We start from the raw sequence: 25835 nt of genomic DNA, 5'->3' as shown, positions 1-25835 counted from the left end.
TTTGAGTCTCTAATCTAGCTTGGAACGGCAGGGCTTGTCACATCACCATGCCGCCGTCGACGACGAAAACCTGACCCGTGATATACGCGGCGTGATCGGACGACAGGAACGTCACGATGCTCGCAATATCCTTGGGTTGTCCGAGTCGTTCGAGCGGGATCTGCGTGAACAGCGTTTTTTTCGCGTCGTCCGTCATGGCCGCCGTCATGTCGGTCTCGATGAAGCCCGGTGCGACGACGTTCGCCAGGATGTTTCTCGACGCGAATTCTTTCGCAACAGACTTGGTCAAGCCGATCAATCCCGCCTTGCTCGCGGCGTAGTTCGCTTGACCCTTGTTGCCAACGAGGCCAACGACGCTGGCGATGTTGATGATTCGTCCCCAGCGGCGCTTCATCATGCCGCGCGTGGCCGCGCGAATGGCGACGAATGCGCCGCGCAAATTCGCGTCTAGTACGGCATCCCAATCATCATCCTTCAATCGAAGAAGGATGTTATCACGCGTGAGTCCCGCGTTGTTGACGAGAATGTCGACGGCGCCAAATGCCTTTTCTGCGTTCTCGACCAACGCTGTGACCGCGGCCGGATCACTGACGTCGCAGGCAAAGCCGCGCGCGTCCGACGAAATGGCTGCCGCGGCTTCTTCCGCGCGCGCCAGATCGCGCCCGACGACGCCAACACGCGCCCCAGCCTCGGTAAGCGACTCGGCGATGGCACGTCCAATCCCGCGCGTGCTGCCGGTGACGAGGGCCGAACGGCCCGACAGATCGATCTTCACGCGGCCACCAACTCCTGAGCTTTTTCGATGTCGGCGACGGTTCCGAAGGGCGCAGTTTTTACGTTCGGCGCGATCTTCTTGACGAGCCCGGCGAGCACGGTTCCCGACCCCATCTCGAGATACAGCGCGTCCGGGAATCGAGCGGTGATCGTCGTGATCTCGTCGATCCAGCGGACGGGCTTTGAGAGTTGATCGAGCAGCAGCACCTTCGCGCGATTGGCGGTCGTGACGGCCTCGGCATTCACGTTCGCGTAAACCGTGAAATGCGGATCGTCAAATGACGCTTTATCAAGCGCTTCGGCGAGTCCACCGGCTACACTTTCCATGAGGGGCGAATGGAACGCGCCGCTTACTTTGAGGCGCATGGCGCGCTTGGCGCCGGCCTCTTTGCACAACACCATCGCGCGCTCGACGCCCGCCTCTTCACCGCTGATGACGAGCTGCCCCGGACAGTTGTAGTTCGCCGGAACGACAAGTCCGGCTTCGCGCGTGGCCTCGGCGCAAATCTCTTCGATGGGCCGATTCGTTTCGCCAAGGATCGCCGCCATGGCGCCGGGGCGCTTGACGCCGCTCTCGAGCATCAGCTCGCCACGGCGGCGGACGATCCGCACCGCGTCCTCCAAGCTCAGCGATTCGGCCGCGTGGTACGCTGTGAACTCGCCGAGCGAGTGCCCTGCCGCTGCCATGACCGACGCACCGATCGTCGCTCTGGTGACCGCCCAGACGGCAGCGCTGTGGGTCAGAAGAGCCGGTTGCGCGTTGTGCGTGAGCGTCAGCTCTTCTTCGGGACCCTCGAAGCAGAGGCGGCTGAGCGGAGCGCCCAGCGCAGCATCCGCGCGCTCAAAGACGTCGCGAGCCGCCGGAAACGCGTCGGCTAGGTCTTTCCCCATGCCCGGCTTCTGAGAGCCTTGGCCCGGAAACAACAGTACGACGTCCATGCTAGAGCCGGATGACCATAGAGCCCCACGTGAACCCGGCGCCAAATGCCACAAGCAGCACCGTTGCGCCTTCGCCGATCACTCCGTTTTCCAGCGCTTCGTCGAGCGCAATAGGAATGGATGCCGCGGACGTGTTGCCGAAGCGATCGACGTTCACGTAGACCTTGTCCATCGGGATGTTCGCGTGCTTCGCGGTCGCTTCGATGATGCGAATGTTCGCCTGGTGCGGAATCATCAGGTCGATGTCGGCGCCGGTGAGCTTCGCGGAATCGAGCGCGCGCGTCGCGGCTTCCGACATCGAGCGAACCGCATTCTTGAACACTTCGCGGCCGTTCATCTTGATGTACTGCGACCGCTCGTTCAGCACTTCCTCGCTGAATGGGCGCGCCGCGCCCCCGGAGGGACGGCACAGCAGATCGCCGAGCGTTCCGTCGCTGCGCAGGAACGTGGAGATGATTCCCTTGTGCTGCTTGGAACGCTTGAGCACGGCCGCGCCAGCGCCGTCGCCAAACAGCACGCACGTCGAGCGGTCGGTCCAGTCAGTAATTGCGCTGAGCTTTTCGACGCCGACGACGAGCGCCGTGTCGGCATTGCCCATCGCAATCATGCTTTCGGCGATCGTGGCGCTGTAGATGAACCCGGAACACGCTGCGCCAACGTCGAACGCCGCGGCACGGCCTGCACCAAGCGCCGCTTGGAGATCGACGGCTGCGCTGGGCAGCAGGCGATCCGGCGAGGCAGTGCCAAGCACGATGATGTCGAGTTCACCGGGCTGCACGCCGGCGCGCTCCATGGCCTTCATCGCCGCGCCGGCCGCGAGGTCGGTGGCCGACTCGGTCTTGGCGATGTACCGCTGCTTGATACCGGTGCGCTCGACGATCCATTCATCGGTCGTCTCGATGCCCACTTTCGCAAAGTCGAAATTCGTGAACACCGTCGAGGGCACGTGTCGTCCAGTGCCGGCGAAGTAGGCGATCGGTCGCTTCATGCGGATCCCTTCCCTTCGCCGAGACGGCGACCAATGTGTTCGTCCATCTTCGTCTCGACGGCCTGCACGGCGACCTTGACGGCGTTCTTGATCGCGCGAGGTGAGGATTTTCCGTGCGAGATGATGCTGACGCCGTTGACGCCGAGCAGCGGCGCGCCGCCGTGCTCGGAGTAGTCGAGCTGTTTGAGGGCGCTCATCATGGTTTTCTCATCGATGCCGGATTTGGCCAGCATGCCGATGATGAACGGTGCGATTGCCTCGAAGAACTTGAGCACCACGTTGCCGACGAATCCGTCGCAGACGACGATGTCGATCGGTCCGCGGTCGCACTGGCCGGTCGGAAGATCGCGTCCCTCGACGTTGCCGACGAAGTTGAGGCCTGCCGACTGGAGCAGTTGATGCGCCTCTTTCACGACGGCGTTGCCCTTCTCCGCTTCCTCGCCAATGCTGAGCAGTCCCACGGCCGGATTGTGCCGCCCGAGCAGATCCTCGGCGTAGACGACGCCGAGCTGCGCGAACTGCACGAGCTCTTCGGCGCCACAATCGACGTTTGCGCCAGAGTCGAGCACGACGACGGGTTGACGCGACGTGGGGAATACGGTGGCGATGGCGGGACGTTTGAGTCCGGCGTGCAGCTTGAGCACGAACATCGACGCGGCCATCTGTGCGCCGGTGTTGCCGGCGGAGACGAACGCGTCGGATTCCCCGTCGGCCTGGAGCTTGAGGCCGACGATCATGGAGCTTTTTGGCTTGCTACGGATGGCGGACCCTGGCTTGTCGGCCATCTCGATGACGTCGGGCGCCTCGACGATCTCTAGGCGGCCACGTTGGTCCCGCAGCGCCGAATACTCGCCGTTCGCGTCATTGAGAAGCGCGTCGAGCTGCTCGGTGATAACCGCGGTGCGCCCAACGAGCTGGATGGAGTGTGTCGAATCAAGCTCGCCGAGGGCGAGCAACGCGCCGGCAACGGTCGCCCGGGGAGCGAAATCGCCCCCCATGGCGTCCAACGCGATGCGCGCCAAGGCTACGCTTCCCTGGCTTCGACCCGCTGCTTACCGGCGTAATACCCACACTCCTCACATACGTGGTGCGGGCGCTTCATCGCCTGGCATCGCGGGCACTTCTGGATCGCGATGGCGGGCGCAGTCTTGTGCGTGTTGCGAGCGCGCTTCTTCCGTTTCGAGGTTCTTCGCTTCGGGACGGCCATGGGACTATTTGCGTGAGTACGTGAGTACGTGAATACGAAAAAAGCGTGAGTGCGATACTACTTGCCCGAGCGATCGAGCTTTGTCAGACCATCCCAGCGCGGGTCGACTTCAGGCTGAGCGCAGTTGTGCGGACCGTCATTCAAATCCACACCGCAGCGCGGGCACAGCCCCTTACAGTCTTCCCGACAGAGTGCAAATGTTGGAGCGACGAGTAGCCACTCCTCCCGGAGAGCCGGCCTCAGATCGAGTTCCGGATTCTTTGGGTCGAGCTCATACACGTCAGGATCATCGATGTCTTCATCTCCGCTTTCGACGAAGATGACGTGTGACTCGTCGCTCACGTGGGCTTGAGTGTCTGCGAGACACCGATTGCACTCGAGAGCAACGTCCCCTTCGATTCGCCCGTGCCAGTAAAATCGACCCGGCCCTGCAGCCGACAGACGGCCGGTCACGTGCACCGCGCCGATCGGTTTCGGATCACCCGCTTCCCACACGTCATCGCTGGCCGGAAGATCCTCGTCAACGACGACAGCATGCGACTCGAGCGACCGAATGTCAAAGGACAACATCCCGGAAAACTACTCGGATTTCTGGGTCGCTACAAGTCCGTGTAAGTAATGGAGTTGGGCGGCGGCGGAGGCACTCCTGGTCTCAGGTCTCGGGTCTGAGCGGACAGTCGTCCTTTCCCTCAGACCTGGGACCCGTGACCAGAGACCTGCAGCGCCCTAGCGCGCGGCCAACAGCTCCGTCTCAGAGAAGAAGAAGCGCGACTCGCGCGTGGCGTTCTCGTCGCTGTCGCTGGCGTGAATCGCGTTCCGTTCCTTCGATTCGGCAAACAGCTTCCGAACTGTCCCCGCATCGGCCTGGGCCGGATCGGTCGCACCGATTGCCGTGCGCAGCGCGGCGACCGCGTCAGCCTTTTCGAGAACCATGGGCATGCACGGACCCGAGGTCATGAACGATACGAGCGAACCGTAGAACGGCCGCTCCTTGTGCACGGCGTAGAACTCGCCGGCCTGATCCTGCGACAGGTGCATCACGCGCGCGGCGAGGACCTTGAATCCCTGCGCCTCGAGATGGCCAATGATTTTGCCAGCCTTGCCAGAGTTGAAGGCGTCGGGCTTGATGATCGTCAACGTGTAATTGCCAGCCATGCTCAGGATCCTATGAGTTTGCGAACGATGTCACCGCGGGTGAGGAAGCCCACGAGTCTTCCCTCGTGAACCACGGGCACGCGTTCGACGTCCTTGTTTGCCATCAAAGCCGCCACTTCGGCGACCGGTTGTTCCGGCGCGACGCATAATACTTGGCGCGTCATCGCGTCGCGCACTGTCTTCTTGGTGTGCATCACGGGAGCGGCGTGCCGGAGATTCCCATCCGACAGCACTTCCGTGACCAACAAATGTCGCATGAGTTCGCGCTCGCTCAACATACCTAGCAGACGCTGATCGTCGTCCACGACCGGCAGCGCACCGAGCCCCGTGGAAATCAGCTCGCGCGCTGCGCGCGGGAGCAACACGTCACCCCTCGTCGTGCGCGGACGCTCGGTCATCAGATCGCGGACGAGCAACTGCTCCGGCATCTCGTATTCGCTGAACGTCGACAGCGTAACCACCGCCTCAGGGCTCGGTGACGCGACGAGGGCGTCGATCACCTCTTCCTTGGGGAGTAGTCGCGCGAACGCGCGAACCACCTGGAGCTGCCGCGCCGCCGAGCGCGGCGGGCCGACGACCATCACGACGACGCTCGCGCGTTGCTCGGATCCGTCGTCGAGCATGCGGCGAACGCCATCGGGGCAGACGCCAATGGCAACCTGGAGCGACGACGCCGTGTCGGTCCGATAGTGCAGCAGGAATGCGCGATCGGCGATCGCGACCATATCCTCGCCTCGCTCTTCCGCGAGTCGCCCACTGAGCCGCTCCAGATCCTCGATCGCACCCGACGCGCTCAAGCGCTCAAGGAGCGCCGCGCGCGCGTCGCCGAGCGTGTCGCAGGCCAGAGGCACCAGCGCCCGCGACGGCGCCAGGTAGTCAGCAAGTCTCACGAAAGCAGGTCGAGGTGAAGAGGTCCGTAAATGTAGCGGGCCGCAACACGTGGCCGAATCGGCGACCAGCGCGGTTTACCCGCGCCGGTCGCACGATTCACCTTCCTTTACAGACGAGCCTTGAGCAGACCGACGAAGTCGATCGGGCGCTTGGCGACGCCCATGCCCGCGGCTTCGAATGCGGCGATCTTTTCAGCCGCCGTGCCTGACGAACCGGAAATGATCGCTCCGGCGTGGCCCATGCGGCGTCCTGGAGGAGCCGTCTGCCCGGCAATGAAGCCAACGACCGGCTTCTTCATGTGCTTCTTGATGTACTCGGCTGCTTCCTGCTCGTCGGTGCCGCCGATTTCACCCATCATCGCGACGGCCTTCGTGTTCGGATCGGCTTCGAACGCCGCGAGGCAGTCGATGAAGTTCGTGCCGTTGATCGGATCGCCGCCAATACCGACGCAGCTCGACTGTCCGAGTCCGGCACTAGTAAGTTGATATACGATTTCGTAGGTGAGCGTTCCTGAACGACTGACGACGCCGATGTTACCCGGCGTGCAGATGCGTCCCGGAATGATGCCAACCTTGGACTTCCCTGGGGAAATGAGTCCTGGGCAGTTCGGTCCAATGAGTCGGGCGCCCTTTTCTTTTACGTACGGATAGACGCGCGTCATGTCGAGCACGGGCACTCCTTCCGTGATCGCGACGATCAACTTGATGCCCGCGTCCGCCGCCTCGAGAATGGCATCGGCGGCAAACATCGGCGGCACGTAAATCACCGACGTGTTGGCCTGGGTCGCATCGACCGCATCGGCCACCGTGTTGAAGATCGGAACCTTCTCTTCGAACTTCTGGCCGCCCTTTCCGGGCGTGACACCGCCAACGACCTTGGTGCCGTACTCCATCATCTGCTTCGTGTGGAACGAGCCGTCGCGGCCCGTGATGCCCTGCACGATCAGCGTCGTGTTCTCGTCGATGAAGATGCTCACGCGGCCTTTCCTCCCTTCGCGAGCTCCACGGCCTTCTGCACCGCTTCATCCATGTCGGACGACGCCGAGAAGCCGTTGTCCTTCAGGATTTGCATGGCGATCTCTTCGTTGGTTCCGGTGAGCCGAATGACGATCGGCACCTTGAGTGGATTCTGTTTCGTCGCGGTCACAATGCCATTTGCGACGTCATCCGTTCGCGTGATTCCGCCAAAAATATTGAACAGAATCGCTTTCACGTTCGCATCAGCCGTAATGATCTTCAGCGCGTTCACGACCTTTTCCGGATTCGACGAACCGCCGATGTCGAGGAAGTTGGCCGGCTCGCCGCCGTAGTATTTCACCAGATCCATCGTCGCCATCGCGAGACCGGCGCCATTTACGACGCAACCGACGTCGCCATCGAGCTTGATGAACGTGAGGTTCGCATTGCGCGCCAGGACTTCACTGGGCGCTTCGGCGCTTTCGTCGCGGAGCGCGGCAATCTCCGTGTGGCGATCGAGCTCGTTGTCGTCGATGACCATCTTGGCGTCGAGCGCAACGACGTCGCCCGCCGGCGTCGTGACGAGCGGATTGATCTCGGCGAGCGAGCAGCCGCTCTTCATGAATGCCGAATAGAGCTGCTGCATGATCTTCGCGGCGGCGCGAACTTTCTTCACGTCGTCGAACAGGAAGAAGCCGAGGCGACTCGCCTGGTACGGCTGCAAACCGTAGCGCGTGTCGATCGGCATCTTGAGGATTTTCTCAGGCGTCGTCGCGGCAACTTCTTCGATGTCGATGCCGCCGGCCGGACTGACCATGAACACCGGCTTCTTCGACGCGCGATCGAGAATGATGCCCACGTACGCTTCAGAGGCGATGTCCGCCGCTGGCGTCACGAGCACTTTCTGCACTGGAAGTCCCTTGATGTGGAGCGCGAGAATCTTCGTCGCGATCTCCTTGGCTTCGGCGGGACTCTTGGCGAGCTTCACGCCGCCGGCCTTACCGCGACCGCCCGCGTGCACCTGCGCCTTCACGACCACCGTTCCACCATACTGCTTGGCGATTGCCTCGGCTTCCTCGGGCGTGCCAGCCACTTCACCCGGCGGAATCGGCACGCCTTCCTTTCGAAGGATGTCCTTCGCTTGATACTCGTGGATGTTCACTCGTTCTCCGCGGTTGCGGTTATGGTCGTTCCCGCCTTGCCACGAACAGCCAATCGGCCCTGGCTCAGCGACGTGATGATGGCTCGTCCCTTCGTGCGGCGGACAAAATCCACCGCCGCGCGAATCTTCGGCGCCATACTGCCCTCTCCGAATACTCCCTGCGTATCCATTAGCGTTGCGGCGTCAGCCGACAGCCGCGAGACAGGCCGCTGTTGCGGCGTGCCCCAGTCGACATAGACCGCGTCGACGTCCGTCAAAATCAGTAGCAGCTCTGCACCGAGATCGCGCGCCAGGACCGCAGCTGCGAGATCCTTGTCGACCACCGCGTCGATGCCCTCCCAACCTAGCGTAGGATGCTCGTAGACGGGCGCCCCACCGCCACCCGCGGCGATGACGAGCGCCCCCTTTCGAACGAGCGCCCTGATCACGCGCAGCTCGCGAATCGCCTGCGGCGCTGGGCTGCCAACCGCCCGACGGAGTTTGCCGTGACCATCGGGCTTCACGATGAAGCCCTCCGCTTCCAACTGTTTCGCGCGCTCGGCGGTCAGCTCCCGGCCGATGAACTTCGTCGGGTGCCGAAGCGCCGGGTCGGCGGGATCGACCACCACCTGCGTGATGATCGTCGCCACGCTCCGCGGGCTATTCGCTTTGCGGAGGGCGTTCTCCAACGATTGCTGGATCATGTAGCCAATCCAGCCAGCGGTCGCGGCCACGAGCACGCCCAATGGCAGCGGACTCGCCTCGTCGCGTGCGATCTCGTTGCGCACCAGCTCATCGCCCACCTGCGGACCGTTGCCGTGGACGACGCACACGCTCCAACCGGCGAGCGCTAGTTCGACGATCGGGCCAAGGCTCTCGCGCGTATGACGAAACTGGTCGTAGACGGTCGAACGCTCGCCTGTTGGGGCGAGCGCGTTGCCGCCGAGCGCAATCACGGCGGTCCGTCGATGACGATGGTCGGCGCGCGAGGCGCTCATGGCGGAGTACTTCCTGGGTTAACGACACTCCTGCCGAGTGCAAGGCCAAGCGCGTCGAACGCGCGGCCGAATGCGACCCAGTCGCCCCGCTGTAGCGCGGCGCGCATCGCTGAATAGAGCCCGCCGACCGTGGTCCGAAGGTCGCCAGCAACCACGGGGGCTTCGTTCGGTCGCGTCGGCAGTCCGGCGCCCGGAACGATCGATCGCGCCGTGTCTCCGGCGAACAGTGCGATTCGACTGAGCGTGGGAACGGTCTGCGGGCGCCAACGATACTTCGGTTGCACGAAGCCAATGCCACCGCGAATCGGCACAGCGCGGACGCGGCCGGGCGCCAGCACGCCTTCGCGCGCAGCGGAGCCGGAACTGTCGACGGAGCGGAGGCGGTCGAGCACAGGGCTCCAGCGTGGCCCAGGCGCTGCGAGCGGATACCACATCAGCCGACGCGCCGATCCGCCTGTTCCGATCAACAGTCCGCGCAGACGATCGGTCTCGTCAACGAGCGGCAAGGCGATCGCCGTGGTCTTCGTTCCAGGAAGCACCATCGGCAGCGGATCGGTCATGAGGCTCGTGTCGGCGCCATCGAGCGTTGGCACGTGTCGCACCGGATCGGTGTCCGTGCGCGCGCCGTATCGACCGAAGGCGACGGCCTGCGCGCCGAGTCCATCGATCGGCGGAGCGAGGAGCGTGCTCAGTCGCGGCGGTAGAGCGTTCCACGTCGCGAAGATCGACGGCAGGCGCCGCACCCAGGTCGACGCGATCGGATCGAGCGTCGAGTCCGGAACGATGCTGATCTCTCCCGTCGACGCCTGCACGATGGCGACGGCGGCGTGGCGCAGATACGTGCGATCTTCGCCGGCGAAGTTGATGTGGCGACTGAGCGGATATGTCGACGACGTGGAGTACAAGTCGACGGCCCAGTACAACGAGTCGCCGGCGAGCAGTGGCTCGAGCTGCCGCCCCTGTGCAAAGAACGGCGCGAGCAACGCGATTCGATCGCGAACGTCACGGTGCGCGATGATCGTCGGATGCGGCTGCGCTGAATCCGTTGAGAGAATTCTAAAATTCTGTAACGACCACGCATTCGCCAAGCGGGCGAGGATGGGCTCGAGCGACGTGCCGGCGCTATGCGTGAGCGAGTCGGCGATGACGGTGTACGGAGGCGCGCCCGGATAGATGAGCGGCGCTTCGATCGGCGTATCGTCGATTGCCGACGCGGCAGCTCCGGCCACCCGTACTGGTGCGCCGCGGTCGTCTGCCGTCGCGGCGACGATGCGCGCGAGCGTCCACGGCGCTCGCACCGATGCGCCAGGCGGCGGCGGATCCACGACGTCGGCCAGCAGTCCGTTCTCCGACCAGCGCCAGCCGATCTTCACCTTCTGAACGTCGCCGGCGCGACCACCGTCGATTGCGCGCGCCAAGGCCGGCGGATCCCACGCCGGTACCCATGGCAGTGCAGCCGTGAGCGACGGAAAGGCGATTGTCGAATCGGCACGCGGAACTTGATCGACGGCAAAGGCACGACGCGTATAGGTCGCGCGCGTTCCGAGAAACGCCAGCTCACGTTGGGTGCGTGCGGCGTCGCTTCCGGAATGTTGAGCGATGGCCGGTGCCACTTCACGAATGAGCAGTGATAGGCCGACGACACTGAGCACCGCGATACCAGCGAGCCGCAGCTGACCGACGAATCCGGCCCACAGCACGATCAGCGCCGCGGCCAGTGTGGTGAGTGCGAGAATGAGATTGCCAGGAATCCCGACGCGATAGTCGACCCAACTGAACGCGCCATCGACGCCGCTGCCGTCGAGCAGGAGCGCGTACATGTCGAGACGAAAGCTCCACGCCAACATCAGCAGCAGCACGCCGACGAGCACGGTGAAGTGACGCCGCACGTACGTCGACGCGTATAACGACCCGCGCTGCCACTTGAGACTCGGCGTCAGCGCATAGAGCGCGATGACCGTGACGATGACGACGATGACCGCCAGGAACGCCCACGTCCACAACGCGTTCTCGAGCGGGAGCCGATAGACGAAGAACCCGAGGTCCGTGTCGAAGTACGGATCGGATTCGGAGAAGCGCCGCCCCGACATCGCGAGCACGACCGACGTCCAGTCTTGCTGCGGCAGCGCGAGCAGAATCCCCAGTACGAGCGACATGCCGACGGCGATACCCATCAGGTATCGCCCAGGCACCTCCTCGCCGATTTCGAGATTTCCAATGCGTCGCGGGAACACGAGCGACACCACGGACTGTCGAACGGCGTAGAGGTTCGCAAACGCGAACAGCCCGGCGCCGAGTACGGATCCAATGCGCAGCGCGCTGATGGCGCCAAGGCGCGTTCGCCAGAGCGCCGCGGCTCCGAGCGAGTCATACCACAGGTAGTCGGCATACACACCGGCCACGGCGCGGCCGACGATCAGCAGGACCGCGGCGGTCCCCAACGCGAGCATCAGCCACCGCCGCTTGGTCATGTCACACTCGCACGCCCTGCTCGCGCAGCCACCCTTCCATCTCGCCTTGGATGGCGTCGAGACGCTCCTGCGTGGTGGCTTCGTAGCGGGCAACAATCACTGGCTGTGTGTTCGACGCGCGGATCAATCCCCACCCGTCGCCGAAGAGCACGCGAACGCCGTCAACGTCGATGACGTCGTGCTTAGAGCGGAAATGCTTCACCGCCTTTTCGACGAGACCAAACTTGAGCTCTTCGGGCACATCGATACGCAACTCCGGTGTCGATACGAAGTCGGGAACGTCCGAGAGCATTTGCTCAACGGTACGGCCGGAGTCGGCGAGAATGCGCAGGAGACGTGCTGCACCGTACAGCGCATCGTCGTGGCCGTAGAATCCTTCCGTGAAGAACATGTGCCCAGACATCTCGCCGGCAATCGGCGCCTTCATCTCGCGCATCTTGTCCTTGATGAGCGAGTGTCCCGTCTTCCACATCACGGGCTTTCCACCGGCGTTCTCGACGGCCGTCGGCAAAGCCTGCGAACACTTCACGTCGAAAATGATGGGCTGGCCGCGTCCCGTTCGCGCGAGGACGTCGCGCGCATAGAGAATCAGAATGCGGTCGCCCCAAACGATGCCGCCCTTCGCGTCTACGACCCCGATGCGGTCCGCGTCGCCGTCGAAGGCGATGCCGATCTCGGCGCCGTCGGCCTTCACGGCCGCGATCAGATCTTCGAGGTTCTTGGGGACGGTCGGATCCGGGTGGTGATTCGGAAACGTTCCGTCGCTCTCGCAGAACAATCCGCGCCCTTCAGTGCCGAGGCGCGCGAACAGCTGCGGCGCCACGAGCGCGCCCGCTCCATTCCCGCAGTCGTACACGACCTTCATGGGCCGTGAGAGTTTTCCAATACGCTGCATCACGTCATCGATATACCGTTCGATGACGGGCTCTTCGCGCACGCTTCCCTTCTTCGCCGCCTTGGCGCGCTGCTGCTGCGTGAGATCGTACAGGTGAAGGATCTCGTCGCCGTGCATCGAGGCCGTACCGACCGACAGCTTGAAGCCGTTGTACTCAGGCGGATTATGCGAACCCGTGATCTGGATTCCGCCGACGACGGGAAGATGGTGCAGCGACCAGTAGTTGAGCGGCGTCGGCACGACGCCAACGTCGATGACGTCGACGCCAGCGTCATTCAATCCACCCACGAGCGCGTCGCGCAGCGCGGCCCCGCTCGGACGATTGTCGCGGCTAACGACGACCGTTCCGGCGATCGAGTGCTCGACCATGTACGCGGCGTATGCTCCGCCGATTGCGTAGGCAGCTTCGGTCGTGAGATCGTTGTCGACGATCCCGCGAATGTCGTATTGGCGAAAGATCCCTGCTGCAATCGGCATCGATCCTCTCTCCCCCACGAAAGTGAACGGGGCCGCGTTGCGGCCCCGTTGGATCAGCGGCTTCGCTCGGCGGCTCGCGTATCAGCGACGTGCTGAGCCGAGTCGGGCGGAGCGACCGCCGATCGTGTCGGCAGCTGTGTGATGGACCCTTCGATCTCCATACGCGGGCGTCCGTTTCGCGCCACGCGCACGAGGTAGTCGGGCGAGAACCCGAGGATGAGGATCAACGCGACGGTGACGGCCAACACCATTTGCGTGAGGCCGCCCGAGCGTTCGATGCGCAGTGCGTTCTCGGGTCGGGGACGCATGAACATCAGCATGACGACGTGCAAATAGTAGCCTGCTGACAGTGCTGTGGTGAGCGCGAGGACAATCGCCAGTGTCGTCTGCTGCACTGGAGCCTGAAGCGCCGCCTGAAGCACGTACCACTTCGCGAAGAAGCCAGCGCCACCAAAGATCGGGAAGCCGAGCATGGCGAGCATGATGACTGCCATCGACACGGCGAGCCATGGGCGCTCCGACCACAAACCGGTCAACTCCTCGAGCATCACACCGGTTTCACCCTCTCGCGTGAGCGTCACGACGATCGCAAAAGCGCCGAACGTGGCGAGCGTGTAGACGAACAGATAGAACAGCATCGCCGAGAAACCCTGGAAGGTCCCGGCGGCGATGGCGACGAGCAGATATCCGGCATGGCCAATGCTCGAGTATGCGAGCAGTCGCTTGAGGTTCTTCTGCGCGAGACCGATTGCGTTGCCGAAGACCATCGTGGCGATCGCGAGTCCGCTCAGGACCGGTTGCCAACTGGTGAACGCCAGTGGGAACGCTTCGAGCCAGATGCGAATGAAGGCAGCGAAAGCAGCCGCCTTGACCGTCGCCGCCATGTACGCGGTGATCGGCGAGGGCGCGCCCTCGTAGACGTCCGGCGCCCACATGTGGAACGGAACGGTCGCAACCTTGAAGCCGAATCCGATCAGCATCATCGCGACGCCGGCCAGCAGCAGCGGACTCGTAGCGAGATTGTAGACCGCGATGCGTCCGGCGATCAACGTGAGATTCGTCGTTCCCGTGGCACCATAAACGAGGGCGATACCGTAGAGCAGGAACGCCGTAGAGAACGCACCAAGCAGAAAGTATTTCAGCGCGCCTTCGGCCGAGCGCTCGCTGCGGCGGTTGATGCCAGCGAGCGCGTACACCGAGATCGACATCAGCTCGACGCCGAGGAAGACGATCATCAGGTCGCGTGCCGATGCGAGGAGCATCATGCCCGACGATGCGAGCAGAATCAGCACGTGGGTTTCAGCCGTCTTGATCCGCGTGCGCATGTTGTCGTCCATGCTCAGCGCGATCGCGAACACGGTTCCGAGCAGAATGATGACGTCGACCAACCAACGGAAATTATCGACGGCAATCGGTCCTGGGCCGGCCTGATATCGGCCAACCCAGGTCAGGCACAGCAGGATCGTGACACCGGCGAGCAGGATGCTGAGGATGCCGATGTTGCGCTGATGCGTGTCGCTCTCCGGGTACCACGCGGCGATCACGAGCAGGATCATTGCTCCGCCCATGAGCACGAGGTCGGGCACCAGGGCGAGCATCAGCTGCGACGGAACCGAGATATCGAGAGTCGTTATCACCGGCCCGCCTCCGAAAGCTGCTGCTGCGTCATGACGTCACGTCGAGCGTTCACCATCGTGACGAACTTGGTGGCCGCGCCCTCCATGCGTCGAAGCACCGGCGCCGGGTACACACCGAGCCACACGATGCACGCGATCAGCGGGATCATCACCGCAAGCTCGCGTCGATTCAGATCCGGTATGTGCATATTCTCAGGCTTGTCGAGCGCGTTGAACAGAATGCGCTGAATTGCCCAGAGCAGATACGCTGCGGAAATGATGACGGCGGTCGAGGCGATCACGGCGAGCACCGGCTCGGTGCGGAACGCACCGATGAGCACGAGGAACTCGCCGACGAATCCGTTGGTACCTGGCACGCCAATGCTGCTCAACGATACGATCGTGAGCAGCGCGGCGAACATCGGGACCACTCTCGCGATGCCTCCGTACGACTCGATCAAGCGCGTGTGACGGCGCTCGTAGATCATGCCGATCAGGAAGAACAGCGCGCCCGTCGAGATACCGTGATTGATCATCACCATCAGCGCGCCCTGCACGCTCTGCACGGTCAGTGCAAAGATGCCGAGCATGACGAAGCCAAGGTGACTGACCGACGAATATGCGACGAGCTTCTTGAAGTCTGGCTGAACCAGCGACACGAGCGCGCCGTATACGATGCCGATGACGGCCAGCCACAAGATGGCTGAACGAATCGCCGGGCTCATCGCGGCCGCCGGAAAGAGCGGAACGGCGAGGCGCAGAAATCCGAAGGTGCCGAGCTTGAGCATGATGCTCGCCAGAACCACCGAACCGGCCGTGGGCGCTTCGACGTGCGCGTCCGGCAGCCAGGTGTGGAACGGGAACATTGGCACCTTCACCGCGAAGGCGAGGAAGAAGGCACCGAAGAGCCACTTGGCCGCGGTCGGCGTCACCGCCGCATTCGCAAGAATGAAGTCGTAATTGAAGCTCGGCGCGCCAGTGCCCGGATTGCGGCTCGCCATACCGAGGTACACGATCGCCACGAGCATGAGCAGCGACCCGACCATGGTATAGATGAAGAACTTGAGGCTGGCGTAGATGCGCCGATCACCGCCCCAGATGCCGACGATGAAGTACATCGGGACGAGCATCACTTCCCACATCACGTAGAACAGGAAGAGATCGAGCGCCATGAAGACGCCGAGCATGCCGGTGGTGAGCACGAGCAATAGCGCGTAGTAGCTGTGCGTGCGCGCACGGATGCTCGTCCAACTGCCGCCGACCGACAGCAGCATGATGAACGTCGTGAGCAGAATCATCATGACGGCAATGCCGTCCACGCCGAGCGTGAACCGGATGCCCCACGACGGAATCCACGCCAGGTCGATCACCGATTGCCAATCGACGTTTGCCGGATCGAAGCTCCACCAGAGCCCGAGCGAAACGACGAACTCCACGGCGAAGGTGAGCAGCGCGAGCATGCGCGGCGCGTTGGCGGCGCCGCTGCCGACCTCGTCGCCCTCCGCCACCGTGGCCGTTGCGCCGTGCATCCAGATGATCCCCGCGCCAACGAGCGGGATCACCAGGAGCGCAATCAGCACCCAGTGGGAATAACCGATGGACGTCAACAGAGAGTTCATGAATTCGAGAATCGGAATTAACGGAGGCTAAACGCGCCGAGGACTGCTAGAACGCCGAGCGTCAAGACCCATGCGTAGGTGCCCATGCGGCCCGACTGCAACTGTGAGCCAAGGAACCCGATGAAGCGCGACAGGTAGGCGCTGCCGTTCACGCCAAGCCCGTCGATGAGGCCAGTGTCGATCCCGCGCCAGAGCAAGCCGCGCGACGTCGACACGACCGGCGTCACGATGGCGGCGTCGTAGATCTCGTCCACGTAGTACTTGTCGAGCAGCACGCGCTCGAAGCCCTCTTCCTGCGGCGCCTGAGCCTTGGGCACGAGTGCTTCCGGCTTGAGCCGCGTCCAGGCGATCGCGATACCAGTGACTGCGATGAGCACCGCGACGCCGACGAGCGCGAGCTCGAGGCCTTCAGGCAGGTGCGCCCCGCCAGGAACGACGCGAGTCGTTGCCTCGCCGACGACGGGCTCGAGCCAATGCTCCAAACCGCCGACCGGGCCGAGGAATTTTGCAAACTCCGGAATGTTCAGCCATCCGCCGAATGCCGTGGCCAACCCCAGCACCACGAGCGGACCGGTCATGATCCACGGCGCCTCGTGCAGGTGGCCGCGCTCCTTCTCGCCGGACCGGTTTGGGCCGTGGAAGGTGTAGATCATCATGCGCGTCATGTACGTCGCCGTCATGAGCGCAGCGGCGAGTCCGAGCGCGTAGGCGAAGTACAGCCAAGCGCTACCCGGAATTCCGAACAGGTGTGCCGACGCGATCGTCGAACCTTCGTGCGCTCGCGCGAACACGGAGCCGAGGATCTCGTCCTTCGAGAAGAATCCGGCGAGTGGCGGAATGCCGGCGATGGCGAGCGTCGCGATCCACATCAGGCCGAACGTCACGGGCATGTACTGCTTGAGCCCACCCATGTTGCGCATGTCCTGCGCATCGTCATGGTTGCCCGTGTGATGATACGCTTGGTGCATCGCGTAGATCACAGAGCCCGATCCGAGGAACAGCAGCGCCTTGAAGAACGCGTGCGTCACGAGGTGGAACACCCCTGCCACATATGCGCCCGATCCAACGCCGACGAACATGTAGCCGAGCTGCGAGACGGTCGAATACGCGAGGACCTTCTTGATGTCCCACTGCTTCAATCCGATCGACGCCGCGAACACCGCCGTGAGCGCACCGATGACGACTACGACGATCTGAGCGATCGGCGCCATCGAGAACAGCGTGCTGCTACGAGCGATGAGGTACACACCGGCTGTAACCATCGTCGCGGCGTGGATGAGCGCCGAAACCGGCGTCGGGCCAGCCATGGCGTCCGGCAGCCAGACGTACAGCGGAATCTGCGCGCTCTTACCGGCGCAGCCGAGGAAGAGGAACAGGCAGATGGCCGTGACCACAGGGCCACTGAACGCGAGCGACGAAGCCGCTTCGCGAACGCCGCCGAAGTCCAACGTTCCCATGTTGGCGAACATCAGGAACATCGCGACGAGGAAGCCGAAATCGCCGATGCGGTTGACGATGAACGCCTTCTTGCCCGCGTCGGCGTTCGCCTTTTCGCTGAACCAGAAGCCGATGAGCAAATACGAACAGAGTCCGACGCCTTCCCAGCCGACGAAGAGCAGCGGATAGTTGCCGCCCAACACCAGCACGAGCATGAAGAAGACGAACAGATTCAGATACGCGAAGTATCGCGGATAGCCCGGGTCGTCCTGCATGTACCCGACGCTGAACAGGTGGATCAGCGTGCCGACGCCGGTGATGACGAGCATCATCATCATCGAGAGCTGATCCAACTGGAACGCGGCGTCGATCTTGAGATCGCCGGCCGGCATCCATGAGAAGTACCGCTGAACGAACGGCGTGTGGATCTCCCCCGCTCCGCGCATCGCGAAGAAGATCATTGCCGTCAGAATGAACGACAGCAGGAGCACGCCCGGTCCGACGATGCTCGTCAGGTTCGCGAACTTGTGGCGGACCGGTGTGTGCGACGCGTCATGATCACCGTCGTGATCGTGTTCGTGTCCGATGAATTCTTCGTGCGCGCCATGGTCGTCGCCATGTTGCCCGGTCGGGTCGCTCGGTCCTTTGTGGAACGCGTCGCCCAGCGACAGCGCGCCATTGATGAGGAAACCGAGGAATGGCAGCAGCGGCACTGCCCAAAGCCACTGGGCAGCGGTCCCGGCGAGCGGGTGCGTCGCGACGGCCACGTCTTGCAAAGGAAGCAGCATCAGCCTTTGAGCAGGTTGATGTTCTGGAGATTGACCGTCTGTCGATGACGGAAGAGGGCGATGATGATTGCCAGACCGACCGCCGCCTCAGCGGCAGCCACCGTCATCACGAAGAACACGAACACCTGACCGGCGACGCCGTAGGCCTGCGCGAACGCCACGAAGCTGAGGTTCACGGCATTGAGCATCAGCTCCACGCACATGAACACGATGATGGCATTACGGCGAATCAGCACGCCGATTACGCCGATCACGAATAGCACGGCCGAGAAGAAAATTGCTTCAGCTAACATGGCCGCCCTCCCCGCGTTGCTTGCCCAGCACCACCGCCCCAACGATCGCAGCGAGGAGCAGAATGCTCGTCACCTCGAACGCCAGCAGATACTCATTGAACAACGGACCGGCGATCGGCGCGATCGCGCCAGACTGCTTCACCTGTTCGGCGACCAACCCCGCCGGCAGCGTGAGCATCACCGGCGTCTTGGCGCGCGTTAGCGCGAAGACCTGAGCGAGAATGCCTATCCCAACCCCGCCGGCGGCAATCTTCCATCCCAGCCCGCGCATGTCGGTCGCTTCGCCCTTGCCAAGGTTGAGCAACATGATCACGAACAGGAATACGACCATGATCGCGCCGGCGTATACCAGCACCTGAATGGCGCCGATGAACTGGGCGTCGAGCATTACGTACAGTGCGGCGAGGCAAAACATCGTCGTCACGAGCCACAGTGCCGCGGCGACTGGGCTCTTTCTCGTCACGAACAGCACCGACGAGACGATGGCGATGAGGCCAAAGAGATAAAAGTGAAACGTGTAAAGCAGCGGGAGCGTCCCGTGCGGCATGACGTTCGCTTGCATCACTCGCCCTTCGGGTCAGCGGGATCCCACATCTCACACACCGGATGTGTCTGGGCCATCAACCGCTCCAGGTCATAGACGAATCCTTCGCGGCTGTATTCAGAGTTCTCATAGTGCCGGCCGACGTGGATCGCCTCTTCTGGGCAGACTTCCTGGCAGTAGCCGCAGAAGATGCAGCGGAACTCGTCGATCTCGAACACGAGGGGATAGCGGTTCCCGAGTTCGTCTTCGCCGGGCACCAGCTTGATGCAGTTTGCCGGGCAGACCGTTGGGCATAGGCCGCACGCGACGCACTTCGCCTTGCCGTCTTCCGTCGTGAGCATCCGGTGCGTGCCGCGCCAACGCGGCGACAGCGGAGCCTTTTCGTCCGGATATTGAACGGTGACCTTCTGAGGATCGAGGAGATGCTTCAGTGTGAGCGCCATGCCCTTGAGCGTGGCGCGCACGTAGCTGGTCTCCGCGATCGGGCGTTCGAGCACCTTTACGCCGATGGCCATCAGTCGGCTCCCCCTTCCGTAGTTGCCGGCTTCAGAGGTATGCGCTCGTACCGAGTCGCGCGTACCTTGGCCAGATTCTGTTTGTCGAGTCGAGAATACGCGGGACTGATCAGGCGTCCGCGATCGAGAACACCGAACAGCAGCACGACGAGCACGATGTTGATCGCCAGCATGATCAGCGCGAACTGCCAGCTGTCGTACTGGATCCCCGCCATCGACATGCCGAGCGTGGCGCTTGCCACGACGACGATGTACGCCAGCGACGTCGGCAGCATGAACTTCCAGCCGAGCGACATGAGCTGGTCGTAGCGGAAGCGCGGCAGTGTCCAGCGGATCCAGATGAAGACGAACACGAACAGCATGATCTTCAGCCAGAAGAACAGGAACGTCGCCAGCGTCTTGATCAAGAGATGCGGCGCGACGTTGTCCCACTGCGTGAACGGAATGTCCCACCCGCCGAAGAACAGCGTCGCCATCAGCGCGCTCGCCGTCATCATGTTCGCGTACTCGGCGATGAAGAACATCGAGAACTTCATCGCGCTGTACTCAGAGTGATATCCGGCGATGAGCTCGGACTCGGCCTCAGGAAGATCGAACGGCAGGCGATTCGTCTCCGCGAACGCCGCCACCATGAAGACGAAGAACGCGATCGTGCAATTGATGACGTTCCAGTGCAATCCGTGTCCGCCCTGCTGCTTCACGATCTGGCTGAGCGACACGTTGCCGGCGAGGATCAGCACCGGGATCGTCGACATGCCCATCGCAATTTCGTACGAGATCATCTGCGCGCTCGAGCGAAGTCCGCCGAGCAGCGAGTACTTGTTGTTCGATGCCCAGCCGGCGAGCACGATGCCGTATACGCCGAGCGACCCGATGGCGAGGATGTACAGGAAGCCGATTGGCAGCGGCGCGAGCGCCATGTCGATCGTGCCCCACTTGGAATCCCACGACGCACCATACGGGATCACGGCCCACGTGAGCAACGCCGGAATGAAGGAGATGACCGGCGCGAGGATGAACAGCGGAGTGTTCGCTTCGCCCGGGTAGGTCTCTTCCTTCATGATGTTCTTCACGCCGTCGGCCACCGACTGCAGCAGCCCGTGCGGCCCAACGCGATTCGGTCCGCGACGATCCTGGATGAACGCGCAGACGCGACGCTCGAGCCAGATCACCATCATGACGCCGACCATATAGATCGTGAAGGTGATCAGCATCTTCACGAGCGTCATCAAAAACCAGAAGCCTTCACTCGGCGGCTGCGGCAGGTGTTCCAGCGCGGCCTGCGGTACGGCTGCTGCCGTTTGGAGAAGCGCGAAGAGCGTCATGACGCAGCTCCCGCGGTCGCTCCGGCAATCGTGCGGCCCTTGAGGGCCAGCGTGTCATAGCTCATTCCGGCGAAGCCAGGGTGCGACTTCGCGATGGCGCCGAACACTTCGCTGGCCAACGAGAAGTGCGTGCCGGCACCGAGCACGGCGAGGAGATCGGACAGCGCGTACCAACTCGGCCGCGCGAACCCAGGCGCTGCCTTGGCCTGCATGAAGCGTTGCACTCGGCCGCGGATGTTGGTGAACGTGCCTTCTTCTTCCGTAAAGTTCGCGATTGGCAGAATCACGGCTGCGGCGTGGCGTGCCCACGCGGGCAGCGTCGTACCGATGACGATGATCGCACCAGCCTTGGCTACGTCAGGCGCGTCGATGCCAGCCAACTCCTCGTCGGCGACGATCAGAACATCGCCATTCCCGAGCGATGACAGCGGCTTGTCGCTGCGGGTAAAACCAAACAGATCGGCGCCGTTCGAGTTCGCGGCGCGATCGGCGCGAAGCGAGAGATCTTCGACGCCAGGTAGCGGCGCTTCCGGACCCTGCTCCACGCGATACGCACCAGAACCGCCCGTCTTTTTGACCAACTCGGCGAGCAGGAACAGCGCTTCGTTCGACAGCGACGGCGATGCGAGCACGAACGCCTTCTTGCCGCGCAGCACTTTGGCGGCTTCGGCGATCGCGAGCGACCAATCCGTGCCGGCGAGTGTTGCGCCCTGACGTACCATCGGCACGTCGACGCGGTCCTGACGGTTCATCCAGCGGTAGTTCAAGCGACCGTGGTCGCACATGAAATACTTGTTGACGTCGTCGTTCGGACGCGGGCGGAGGCGCATGACCGTGTTGTCGCGCGTCTCGATGATGATGTTGCACCCCTGCGAACAGCCGGGGCAGACCGACGCGGTGCGGTCGAGCTCCCACGCACGCGCCTTGTTTAGAGAATCCTTGGAGAGCAGCGCGCCGACCGGGCACAGGTCGATGACGTTGCCGGCCCACGCATGCGTCATGTCCTTGCCTTCGAACTTGCCGATGAAGGCACGGTCGCCGCGCTCACTGACGTTGAGCACGGGATCGTGCGCGACGTCGTCCATGAAGCGCACGCAGCGTGTGCAGAGAATGCAGCGGTTCGGCGTGTACATCACGTCGCCGCCAAAATCTTCGACCGGATTGAAGCGCTTGGGATCGCGATAGCGACCCTCGGAGCGTCCTTCCTGGTACGTGTAGTCCTGCAACTCGCACTCGCCAGCCTGATCGCAGATCGGGCAGTCGAGCGGATGATTGATGAGCAACATCTCGAGCACGCCCTTGCGGGCCTCGAGCGCCTTCTCGGTGTGAACGTGGACGACCTGCCCCTCGGCGACTGCTGTCGCGCACGATGGAGCGAGCTTGGGCGCCTTCTCGACTTCCACGAGACACATGCGGCACACGCCGGCCACCGGCAGTCCCGGATGGTAGCAGTAGTGCGGCACGAGCACGCCGGCATACTTCGCCGCTTCGAGAATCGACGTCCCTGCGGGAACGCTGACTGCGCGTCCTTCGATCGTCAGGTTCACCATCGGTGTGTCAGCCATTTATGCGACCGCCGGCACGAGGTGATGCTTCTTCTTCTTGATCAGCGCCTCGAAGTCGGCGCGGAATTTCTTGATGCCACTGGAAACCGGCGTGGCGCATGAGTCGCTCAAGACACAGATCGTCTTGCCGGTCATGTTCTCGCCAATGTCGAGCAGCGTGTCGAGGTCTTCTGGAGTTCCCTCGCCTGCAACGATGCGCTCGAGGATCTTCGTCGTCCACGCCGTGCCTTCGCGGCACTGCGTGCACTGCGCACAGCTCTCGTGCGCGAAGAAGCGCGCAGCGCGAGCGATTTGCTTCACGAGATTCTGCGCGTCGTCGAAAACGATTACGCCGCCGGAGCCGAGCATCGTGCCATTGGCGACGAAGCCCTCGTAGTCCATGAGACTCGCTTCGGCTTCTTCGACCGTCTGAATCGGCACCGAGATGCCGCCAGGGATGATCGCCTTGAACTTTCGGCCTTGCAGCGGCCCACCGCAGAGATCGTATAAGAAATCTTTGAACGGAAAGCCCATGGGCACTTCGTAGTTGCCAGGCTTCGCGATGTTGCCGCACACCGAATAGAGCTTGGTGCCCGTGCTCTTCGGGTTATCCGGCCGCATCCACTGCTTGTACCAGTCGGCGCCGTTGTTGAGGATGTGCGGCACCGCGACCAGCGTTTCGACGTTGTTGATCGTCGTGGGCTGCGCGAACACGCCAGACACCGCCGGGAACGGCGGCTTGATGCGTGGATTCCCGCGTTTGCCCTCGATCGAGTTCATGAGCGCGGTTTCTTCACCGCAGATGTACGCGCCGGCGCCGCGATGCACCCAGACGTTGACCGTCTTGCCGGTGCCCATCGCGTTCTTACCGAGAATGCCAGCGGCGTACGCTTCCTTGATCGCGTTCTCGACCCTAACGATCGGCTCGGTGAACTCGCCACGGATGTAGATGTACGCCGTCTCGGCGCCAATCGCGTACGCGCCGATCGCGCAGCCCTCGACCAGGGCGTGCGGCGTCCAGCGCATGATTTCGCGATCTTTAAACGTGCCCGGCTCGGATTCGTCGGCGTTGCAGCAGAGGTAGTGCGGCTTTCCGTCGCCCGGCTTCATGAACGACCACTTGATACCGGTCGGGAATCCGGCGCCGCCGCGACCGCGCAGGCCAGAATCCTTCACGATGTTCACGATATCGCCCGGCGCCATGCTCAGCGCCTTCTGCAGCGCCGTGTAGCCGCCGCGCTTCTTCCATCCGTCGAGCGTAATGGCCTCGGCGTCTCCAAAGTACTTGGAGAGGAGGACCGATTCGCGCGGGTGTGATTTGTGCGGATATCCCATGCGTTAGCTCTCGAACGTCGGAACTTCGACCGTAGACGCGAAGCGTCGAGGGGAGAAGCAATAAATCATTTAAGTCCCGCGAGAATTTCGGGCACGCGTTCCGGCGTGACCGATTCGACAAAGTCTTCGTTGATCATCACGGGCGTCGCAAAGCCGCACGCGCCGAGGCATTCGACTTCGATCACACCGAACTTGCCATCGGGCGACGTCTGGCCGAGCTCCTGGCAGCCGGTCTGGCGCAGGAACGCGTCGACGACCGCTTCAGCGCCGCATGCGTTGCACGGCGACGTGGTGCAAACCTGAATGAAATGCTTCGCGACGGGATGCTGGTGGTACATCGTGTAGAACGTGACCACGCCCTTCACGTACGCCGGCGTGATCTCGAGCAGCCCGGCCACTTCGGCCATGCCCTCGTCGCTCACCCAGCCGCGCTCGTGCTGCACCATCCACAGCGCTGGCAGCAGCGCGGCCATCTTCGTTGGGTAGCGCGTCAGCAGCTCGTCGAGCTCCTTGCGACGCGCACTACCCGACGCGAACACCGGCACATACGCCGCGTGGCCATGACCACCGTGCGCACCACCATCCGTCTCGAAACCCTTTCCGTCAGACGGCGCCCAGTCAGCGGGCGCGCGAAAATATTCTGGCGTACTGTCCGTCATCGGTCGATTTCTCCCATCACGATGTCGATCGACGCGTTGATCGCGATGACGTCCGACAGCAAGTGTCCTTCGACCATGCGCGGAATTGCCGAAAGGTTCACGAACGACGGCGGACGAATGCGCCAACGCACCGGCTTGGACGATCCATCCGACACCATGTAGTAGCCCTTCTCCCCCTTGGGACTTTCGACGGCGACGTATGCTTCGCCGATCGGCGGACGCGGACCTTCCATCACCTGCTTGAAGTGATGGATCATGGATTCCATGTCGCTCGTCGCCTTGCTCTTGGGCGGCAGAATGACGCGATGGTCATCGACGTTCACCGGACCGTCGGGCAAACGCTTCACGGCCTGCACGAGAATCCGATGCGACTGCCGCAGCTCTTCCATGCGGACGAGATAGCGGTCGTAGACGTCGCCGTTCGTGCCGACCGGTACGTCGAAGTCGTACGTCTCGTAGTCGAGATACGGGAAGTCCTTTCGCACGTCGAAGCCAACCCCCGACGCGCGGCCCATGGGGCCGGACAGTCCGTAGTTCACCGCTTCCTCCGGCGACATCACTCCGAGTCCGACCGTGCGGCCGACCCAGATGCCGTTGCGCGTCACGACGCGATCGATCTCGCCGAGGACTTTGGGGAAGCCGTTGAGGAAGCTGTTGAGCTTCTCGAGGCCGTTGTCCGGCAGATCGGCACCCATGCCGCCGACGCGCGTAAGCGATGTCGTGAGCCGGCCGCCAATCCAGTCCTCGAGAACGTCGTAGATGTTCTCGCGCTGCTGGAACGCCCAGAGGAACGGCGTGAATGCGCCGATGTCGATGCAGGTAGTGCCGAGCCATACGAGGTGCGAGATGATGCGCGACATCTCGCACGCAATCACGCGAAGCACCTTGCAGCGCTCCGTGATCTCGATCCCGAACAACCGTTCCGCGCCGAGCGCGAAGGCAACGTTGTTGCCGGGCGAGTTTAGATAATCCTCACGGTCGGTCCACGGGATGATCTGATTGTACTGGCGATACTCGCCGATCTTCTCGAAGCCGCAATGCAGATAGCCGATGTGCGGAATGCAGCGCACCACGGTCTCACCGTCGAGCTCGAGCACCAGACGCAACACGCCGTGTGTTGCCGGGTGCTGCGGACCGATGTTGATGAGCATGTGCTCACTCGACAGATCGGGCTCGATCGATGGCGGCGCCTCGACGGCCACCGGCGCGCCACTCTCGTCCACGACCAGCGGTACGCGGCGCGGACGCCCCTGCGCATCCAGGCCCGT

The 25835-nt window shown here is 62.9% G+C and carries 24 protein-coding genes; all 24 read right to left on the bottom strand.

What is annotated here, in order from left to right:
* Positions 1–37: 37 nt before the first annotated feature.
* Positions 38–769 carry a 3-oxoacyl-[acyl-carrier-protein] reductase gene (fabG, locus tag AC6H4Z_RS13430; RefSeq protein WP_497547047.1) on the bottom strand — a complete coding sequence of 244 codons (732 nt, stop codon included), beginning with the start codon at positions 767–769 and terminating at the stop codon, positions 38–40.
* Between the two features lie 2 nt (positions 770–771).
* Positions 772–1713 (bottom strand): ACP S-malonyltransferase, encoded by a 942-nt coding sequence (fabD, locus tag AC6H4Z_RS13425; protein WP_497542472.1) that lies wholly within the window; start codon positions 1711–1713, stop codon positions 772–774.
* A 1-nt stretch (position 1714) separates the two neighbouring features.
* Positions 1715–2701, bottom strand: a complete 987-nt coding sequence (locus tag AC6H4Z_RS13420) for a beta-ketoacyl-ACP synthase III (RefSeq protein WP_497542471.1) — start codon at positions 2699–2701, stop codon at positions 1715–1717.
* A complete protein-coding gene (gene plsX / locus AC6H4Z_RS13415) occupies positions 2698–3723 on the bottom strand; it encodes a phosphate acyltransferase PlsX (RefSeq protein ID WP_497542470.1) in 1026 nt (341 codons plus the stop codon). Before plsX ends, AC6H4Z_RS13420 begins: the two co-directional genes overlap by 4 nt.
* 2 nt (positions 3724–3725) lie before the next feature.
* Complete coding sequence (rpmF, locus tag AC6H4Z_RS13410) at positions 3726–3908, bottom strand: 50S ribosomal protein L32 (RefSeq protein WP_497542469.1); 183 nt, start codon at positions 3906–3908, stop codon at positions 3726–3728.
* Between the two features lie 57 nt (positions 3909–3965).
* Complete coding sequence (locus AC6H4Z_RS13405) at positions 3966–4478, bottom strand: YceD family protein (protein WP_497542468.1); 513 nt, start codon at positions 4476–4478, stop codon at positions 3966–3968.
* Between the two features lie 156 nt (positions 4479–4634).
* Positions 4635–5063: a nucleoside-diphosphate kinase gene (gene ndk / locus AC6H4Z_RS13400; RefSeq protein WP_497542467.1), complete on the bottom strand. Its 429-nt coding sequence runs from the start codon at positions 5061–5063 to the stop codon at positions 4635–4637.
* Between the two features lie 2 nt (positions 5064–5065).
* Positions 5066–5953, bottom strand: a complete 888-nt coding sequence (locus AC6H4Z_RS13395; protein WP_497542466.1) for a CBS domain-containing protein — start codon at positions 5951–5953, stop codon at positions 5066–5068.
* A gap of 107 nt (positions 5954–6060) precedes the next feature.
* The gene (gene sucD, locus AC6H4Z_RS13390; RefSeq protein ID WP_497542465.1) at positions 6061–6930 is read right to left on the bottom strand and encodes a succinate--CoA ligase subunit alpha; all 870 of its coding nucleotides are present in this window, start codon (positions 6928–6930) and stop codon (positions 6061–6063) included.
* Positions 6927–8072 carry an ADP-forming succinate--CoA ligase subunit beta gene (gene sucC / locus AC6H4Z_RS13385; protein ID WP_497542464.1) on the bottom strand — a complete coding sequence of 382 codons (1146 nt, stop codon included), beginning with the start codon at positions 8070–8072 and terminating at the stop codon, positions 6927–6929. The genes sucD and sucC overlap by 4 nt, the downstream gene beginning before the upstream one ends.
* Complete coding sequence (locus tag AC6H4Z_RS13380; RefSeq protein WP_497542463.1) at positions 8069–9049, bottom strand: amino acid kinase family protein; 981 nt, start codon at positions 9047–9049, stop codon at positions 8069–8071. Before AC6H4Z_RS13380 ends, sucC begins: the two co-directional genes overlap by 4 nt.
* Positions 9046–11520 carry a UPF0182 family protein gene (locus tag AC6H4Z_RS13375; protein ID WP_497542462.1) on the bottom strand — a complete coding sequence of 825 codons (2475 nt, stop codon included), beginning with the start codon at positions 11518–11520 and terminating at the stop codon, positions 9046–9048. Before AC6H4Z_RS13375 ends, AC6H4Z_RS13380 begins: the two co-directional genes overlap by 4 nt.
* A 1-nt stretch (position 11521) precedes the next feature.
* Positions 11522–12892, bottom strand: a complete 1371-nt coding sequence (locus AC6H4Z_RS13370) for a phosphomannomutase/phosphoglucomutase (protein ID WP_497542461.1) — start codon at positions 12890–12892, stop codon at positions 11522–11524.
* 53 nt (positions 12893–12945) lie between these two features.
* Complete coding sequence (locus AC6H4Z_RS13365) at positions 12946–14529, bottom strand: NADH-quinone oxidoreductase subunit N (protein WP_497542460.1); 1584 nt, start codon at positions 14527–14529, stop codon at positions 12946–12948.
* Complete coding sequence (locus AC6H4Z_RS13360) at positions 14526–16127, bottom strand: complex I subunit 4 family protein (RefSeq protein WP_497542459.1); 1602 nt, start codon at positions 16125–16127, stop codon at positions 14526–14528. Before AC6H4Z_RS13360 ends, AC6H4Z_RS13365 begins: the two co-directional genes overlap by 4 nt.
* 17 nt (positions 16128–16144) lie before the next feature.
* The gene (gene nuoL / locus AC6H4Z_RS13355) at positions 16145–18352 is read right to left on the bottom strand and encodes an NADH-quinone oxidoreductase subunit L (RefSeq protein WP_497542458.1); all 2208 of its coding nucleotides are present in this window, start codon (positions 18350–18352) and stop codon (positions 16145–16147) included.
* The gene (gene nuoK, locus AC6H4Z_RS13350) at positions 18352–18645 is read right to left on the bottom strand and encodes an NADH-quinone oxidoreductase subunit NuoK (protein WP_497542457.1); all 294 of its coding nucleotides are present in this window, start codon (positions 18643–18645) and stop codon (positions 18352–18354) included. Before nuoK ends, nuoL begins: the two co-directional genes overlap by 1 nt.
* A complete protein-coding gene (locus AC6H4Z_RS13345; protein WP_497542456.1) occupies positions 18635–19207 on the bottom strand; it encodes an NADH-quinone oxidoreductase subunit J family protein in 573 nt (190 codons plus the stop codon). The genes nuoK and AC6H4Z_RS13345 overlap by 11 nt, the downstream gene beginning before the upstream one ends.
* Positions 19207–19632, bottom strand: coding sequence for a NuoI/complex I 23 kDa subunit family protein (locus AC6H4Z_RS13340; protein WP_497547046.1), 426 nt, complete (start codon positions 19630–19632; stop codon positions 19207–19209). The genes AC6H4Z_RS13345 and AC6H4Z_RS13340 overlap by 1 nt, the downstream gene beginning before the upstream one ends.
* A 71-nt stretch (positions 19633–19703) precedes the next feature.
* Positions 19704–21029, bottom strand: a complete 1326-nt coding sequence (nuoH, locus tag AC6H4Z_RS13335) for an NADH-quinone oxidoreductase subunit NuoH (RefSeq protein WP_497542455.1) — start codon at positions 21027–21029, stop codon at positions 19704–19706.
* On the bottom strand, positions 21026–22594 hold the full coding sequence (locus tag AC6H4Z_RS13330) for an NADH-quinone oxidoreductase subunit G (RefSeq protein WP_497542454.1): 1569 nt from the start codon (positions 22592–22594) through the stop codon (positions 21026–21028). The genes nuoH and AC6H4Z_RS13330 overlap by 4 nt, the downstream gene beginning before the upstream one ends.
* A complete protein-coding gene (nuoF, locus tag AC6H4Z_RS13325; protein ID WP_497542453.1) occupies positions 22595–23908 on the bottom strand; it encodes an NADH-quinone oxidoreductase subunit NuoF in 1314 nt (437 codons plus the stop codon).
* Positions 23909–23973: 65 nt separating this feature from the next.
* On the bottom strand, positions 23974–24567 hold the full coding sequence (locus AC6H4Z_RS13320) for an NADH-quinone oxidoreductase subunit NuoE family protein (protein WP_497542452.1): 594 nt from the start codon (positions 24565–24567) through the stop codon (positions 23974–23976).
* A complete protein-coding gene (gene nuoD, locus AC6H4Z_RS13315; RefSeq protein ID WP_497547045.1) occupies positions 24564–25718 on the bottom strand; it encodes an NADH dehydrogenase (quinone) subunit D in 1155 nt (384 codons plus the stop codon). Before nuoD ends, AC6H4Z_RS13320 begins: the two co-directional genes overlap by 4 nt.
* Between the last annotated feature and the right edge of the window lie 117 nt (positions 25719–25835).

It is taken from the genome of Leucogemmata humicola, assembly GCF_055379415.1.
This window is presented reverse-complemented; position numbering and strand designations above follow the sequence as displayed.

Coding starts and splice junctions, on each gene's coding strand:
- fabD (WP_497542472.1), bottom strand. CDS start 1,713: ATGGACGTCGTACTGTTGTTTCCGGGCCAAGGCTCTCAGAAGCCGGGC.
- AC6H4Z_RS13420 (WP_497542471.1), bottom strand. CDS start 2,701: ATGAAGCGACCGATCGCCTACTTCGCCGGCACTGGACGACACGTGCCC.
- rpmF (WP_497542469.1), bottom strand. CDS start 3,908: ATGGCCGTCCCGAAGCGAAGAACCTCGAAACGGAAGAAGCGCGCTCGC.
- AC6H4Z_RS13405 (WP_497542468.1), bottom strand. CDS start 4,478: ATGTTGTCCTTTGACATTCGGTCGCTCGAGTCGCATGCTGTCGTCGTT.
- ndk (WP_497542467.1), bottom strand. CDS start 5,063: ATGGCTGGCAATTACACGTTGACGATCATCAAGCCCGACGCCTTCAAC.
- AC6H4Z_RS13380 (WP_497542463.1), bottom strand. CDS start 9,049: ATGAGCGCCTCGCGCGCCGACCATCGTCATCGACGGACCGCCGTGATT.
- AC6H4Z_RS13375 (WP_497542462.1), bottom strand. CDS start 11,520: ATGACCAAGCGGCGGTGGCTGATGCTCGCGTTGGGGACCGCCGCGGTC.
- AC6H4Z_RS13370 (WP_497542461.1), bottom strand. CDS start 12,892: ATGCCGATTGCAGCAGGGATCTTTCGCCAATACGACATTCGCGGGATC.
- AC6H4Z_RS13360 (WP_497542459.1), bottom strand. CDS start 16,127: ATGAACTCTCTGTTGACGTCCATCGGTTATTCCCACTGGGTGCTGATT.
- nuoL (WP_497542458.1), bottom strand. CDS start 18,352: ATGCTGCTTCCTTTGCAAGACGTGGCCGTCGCGACGCACCCGCTCGCC.
- nuoK (WP_497542457.1), bottom strand. CDS start 18,645: ATGTTAGCTGAAGCAATTTTCTTCTCGGCCGTGCTATTCGTGATCGGC.
- AC6H4Z_RS13345 (WP_497542456.1), bottom strand. CDS start 19,207: ATGCAAGCGAACGTCATGCCGCACGGGACGCTCCCGCTGCTTTACACG.
- AC6H4Z_RS13340 (WP_497547046.1), bottom strand. CDS start 19,632: ATGGCGCTCACACTGAAGCATCTCCTCGATCCTCAGAAGGTCACCGTT.
- nuoH (WP_497542455.1), bottom strand. CDS start 21,029: ATGACGCTCTTCGCGCTTCTCCAAACGGCAGCAGCCGTACCGCAGGCC.
- AC6H4Z_RS13330 (WP_497542454.1), bottom strand. CDS start 22,594: ATGGCTGACACACCGATGGTGAACCTGACGATCGAAGGACGCGCAGTC.
- nuoF (WP_497542453.1), bottom strand. CDS start 23,908: ATGGGATATCCGCACAAATCACACCCGCGCGAATCGGTCCTCCTCTCC.
- AC6H4Z_RS13320 (WP_497542452.1), bottom strand. CDS start 24,567: ATGACGGACAGTACGCCAGAATATTTTCGCGCGCCCGCTGACTGGGCG.
- nuoD (WP_497547045.1), bottom strand. CDS start 25,718: ATGCTCATCAACATCGGTCCGCAGCACCCGGCAACACACGGCGTGTTG.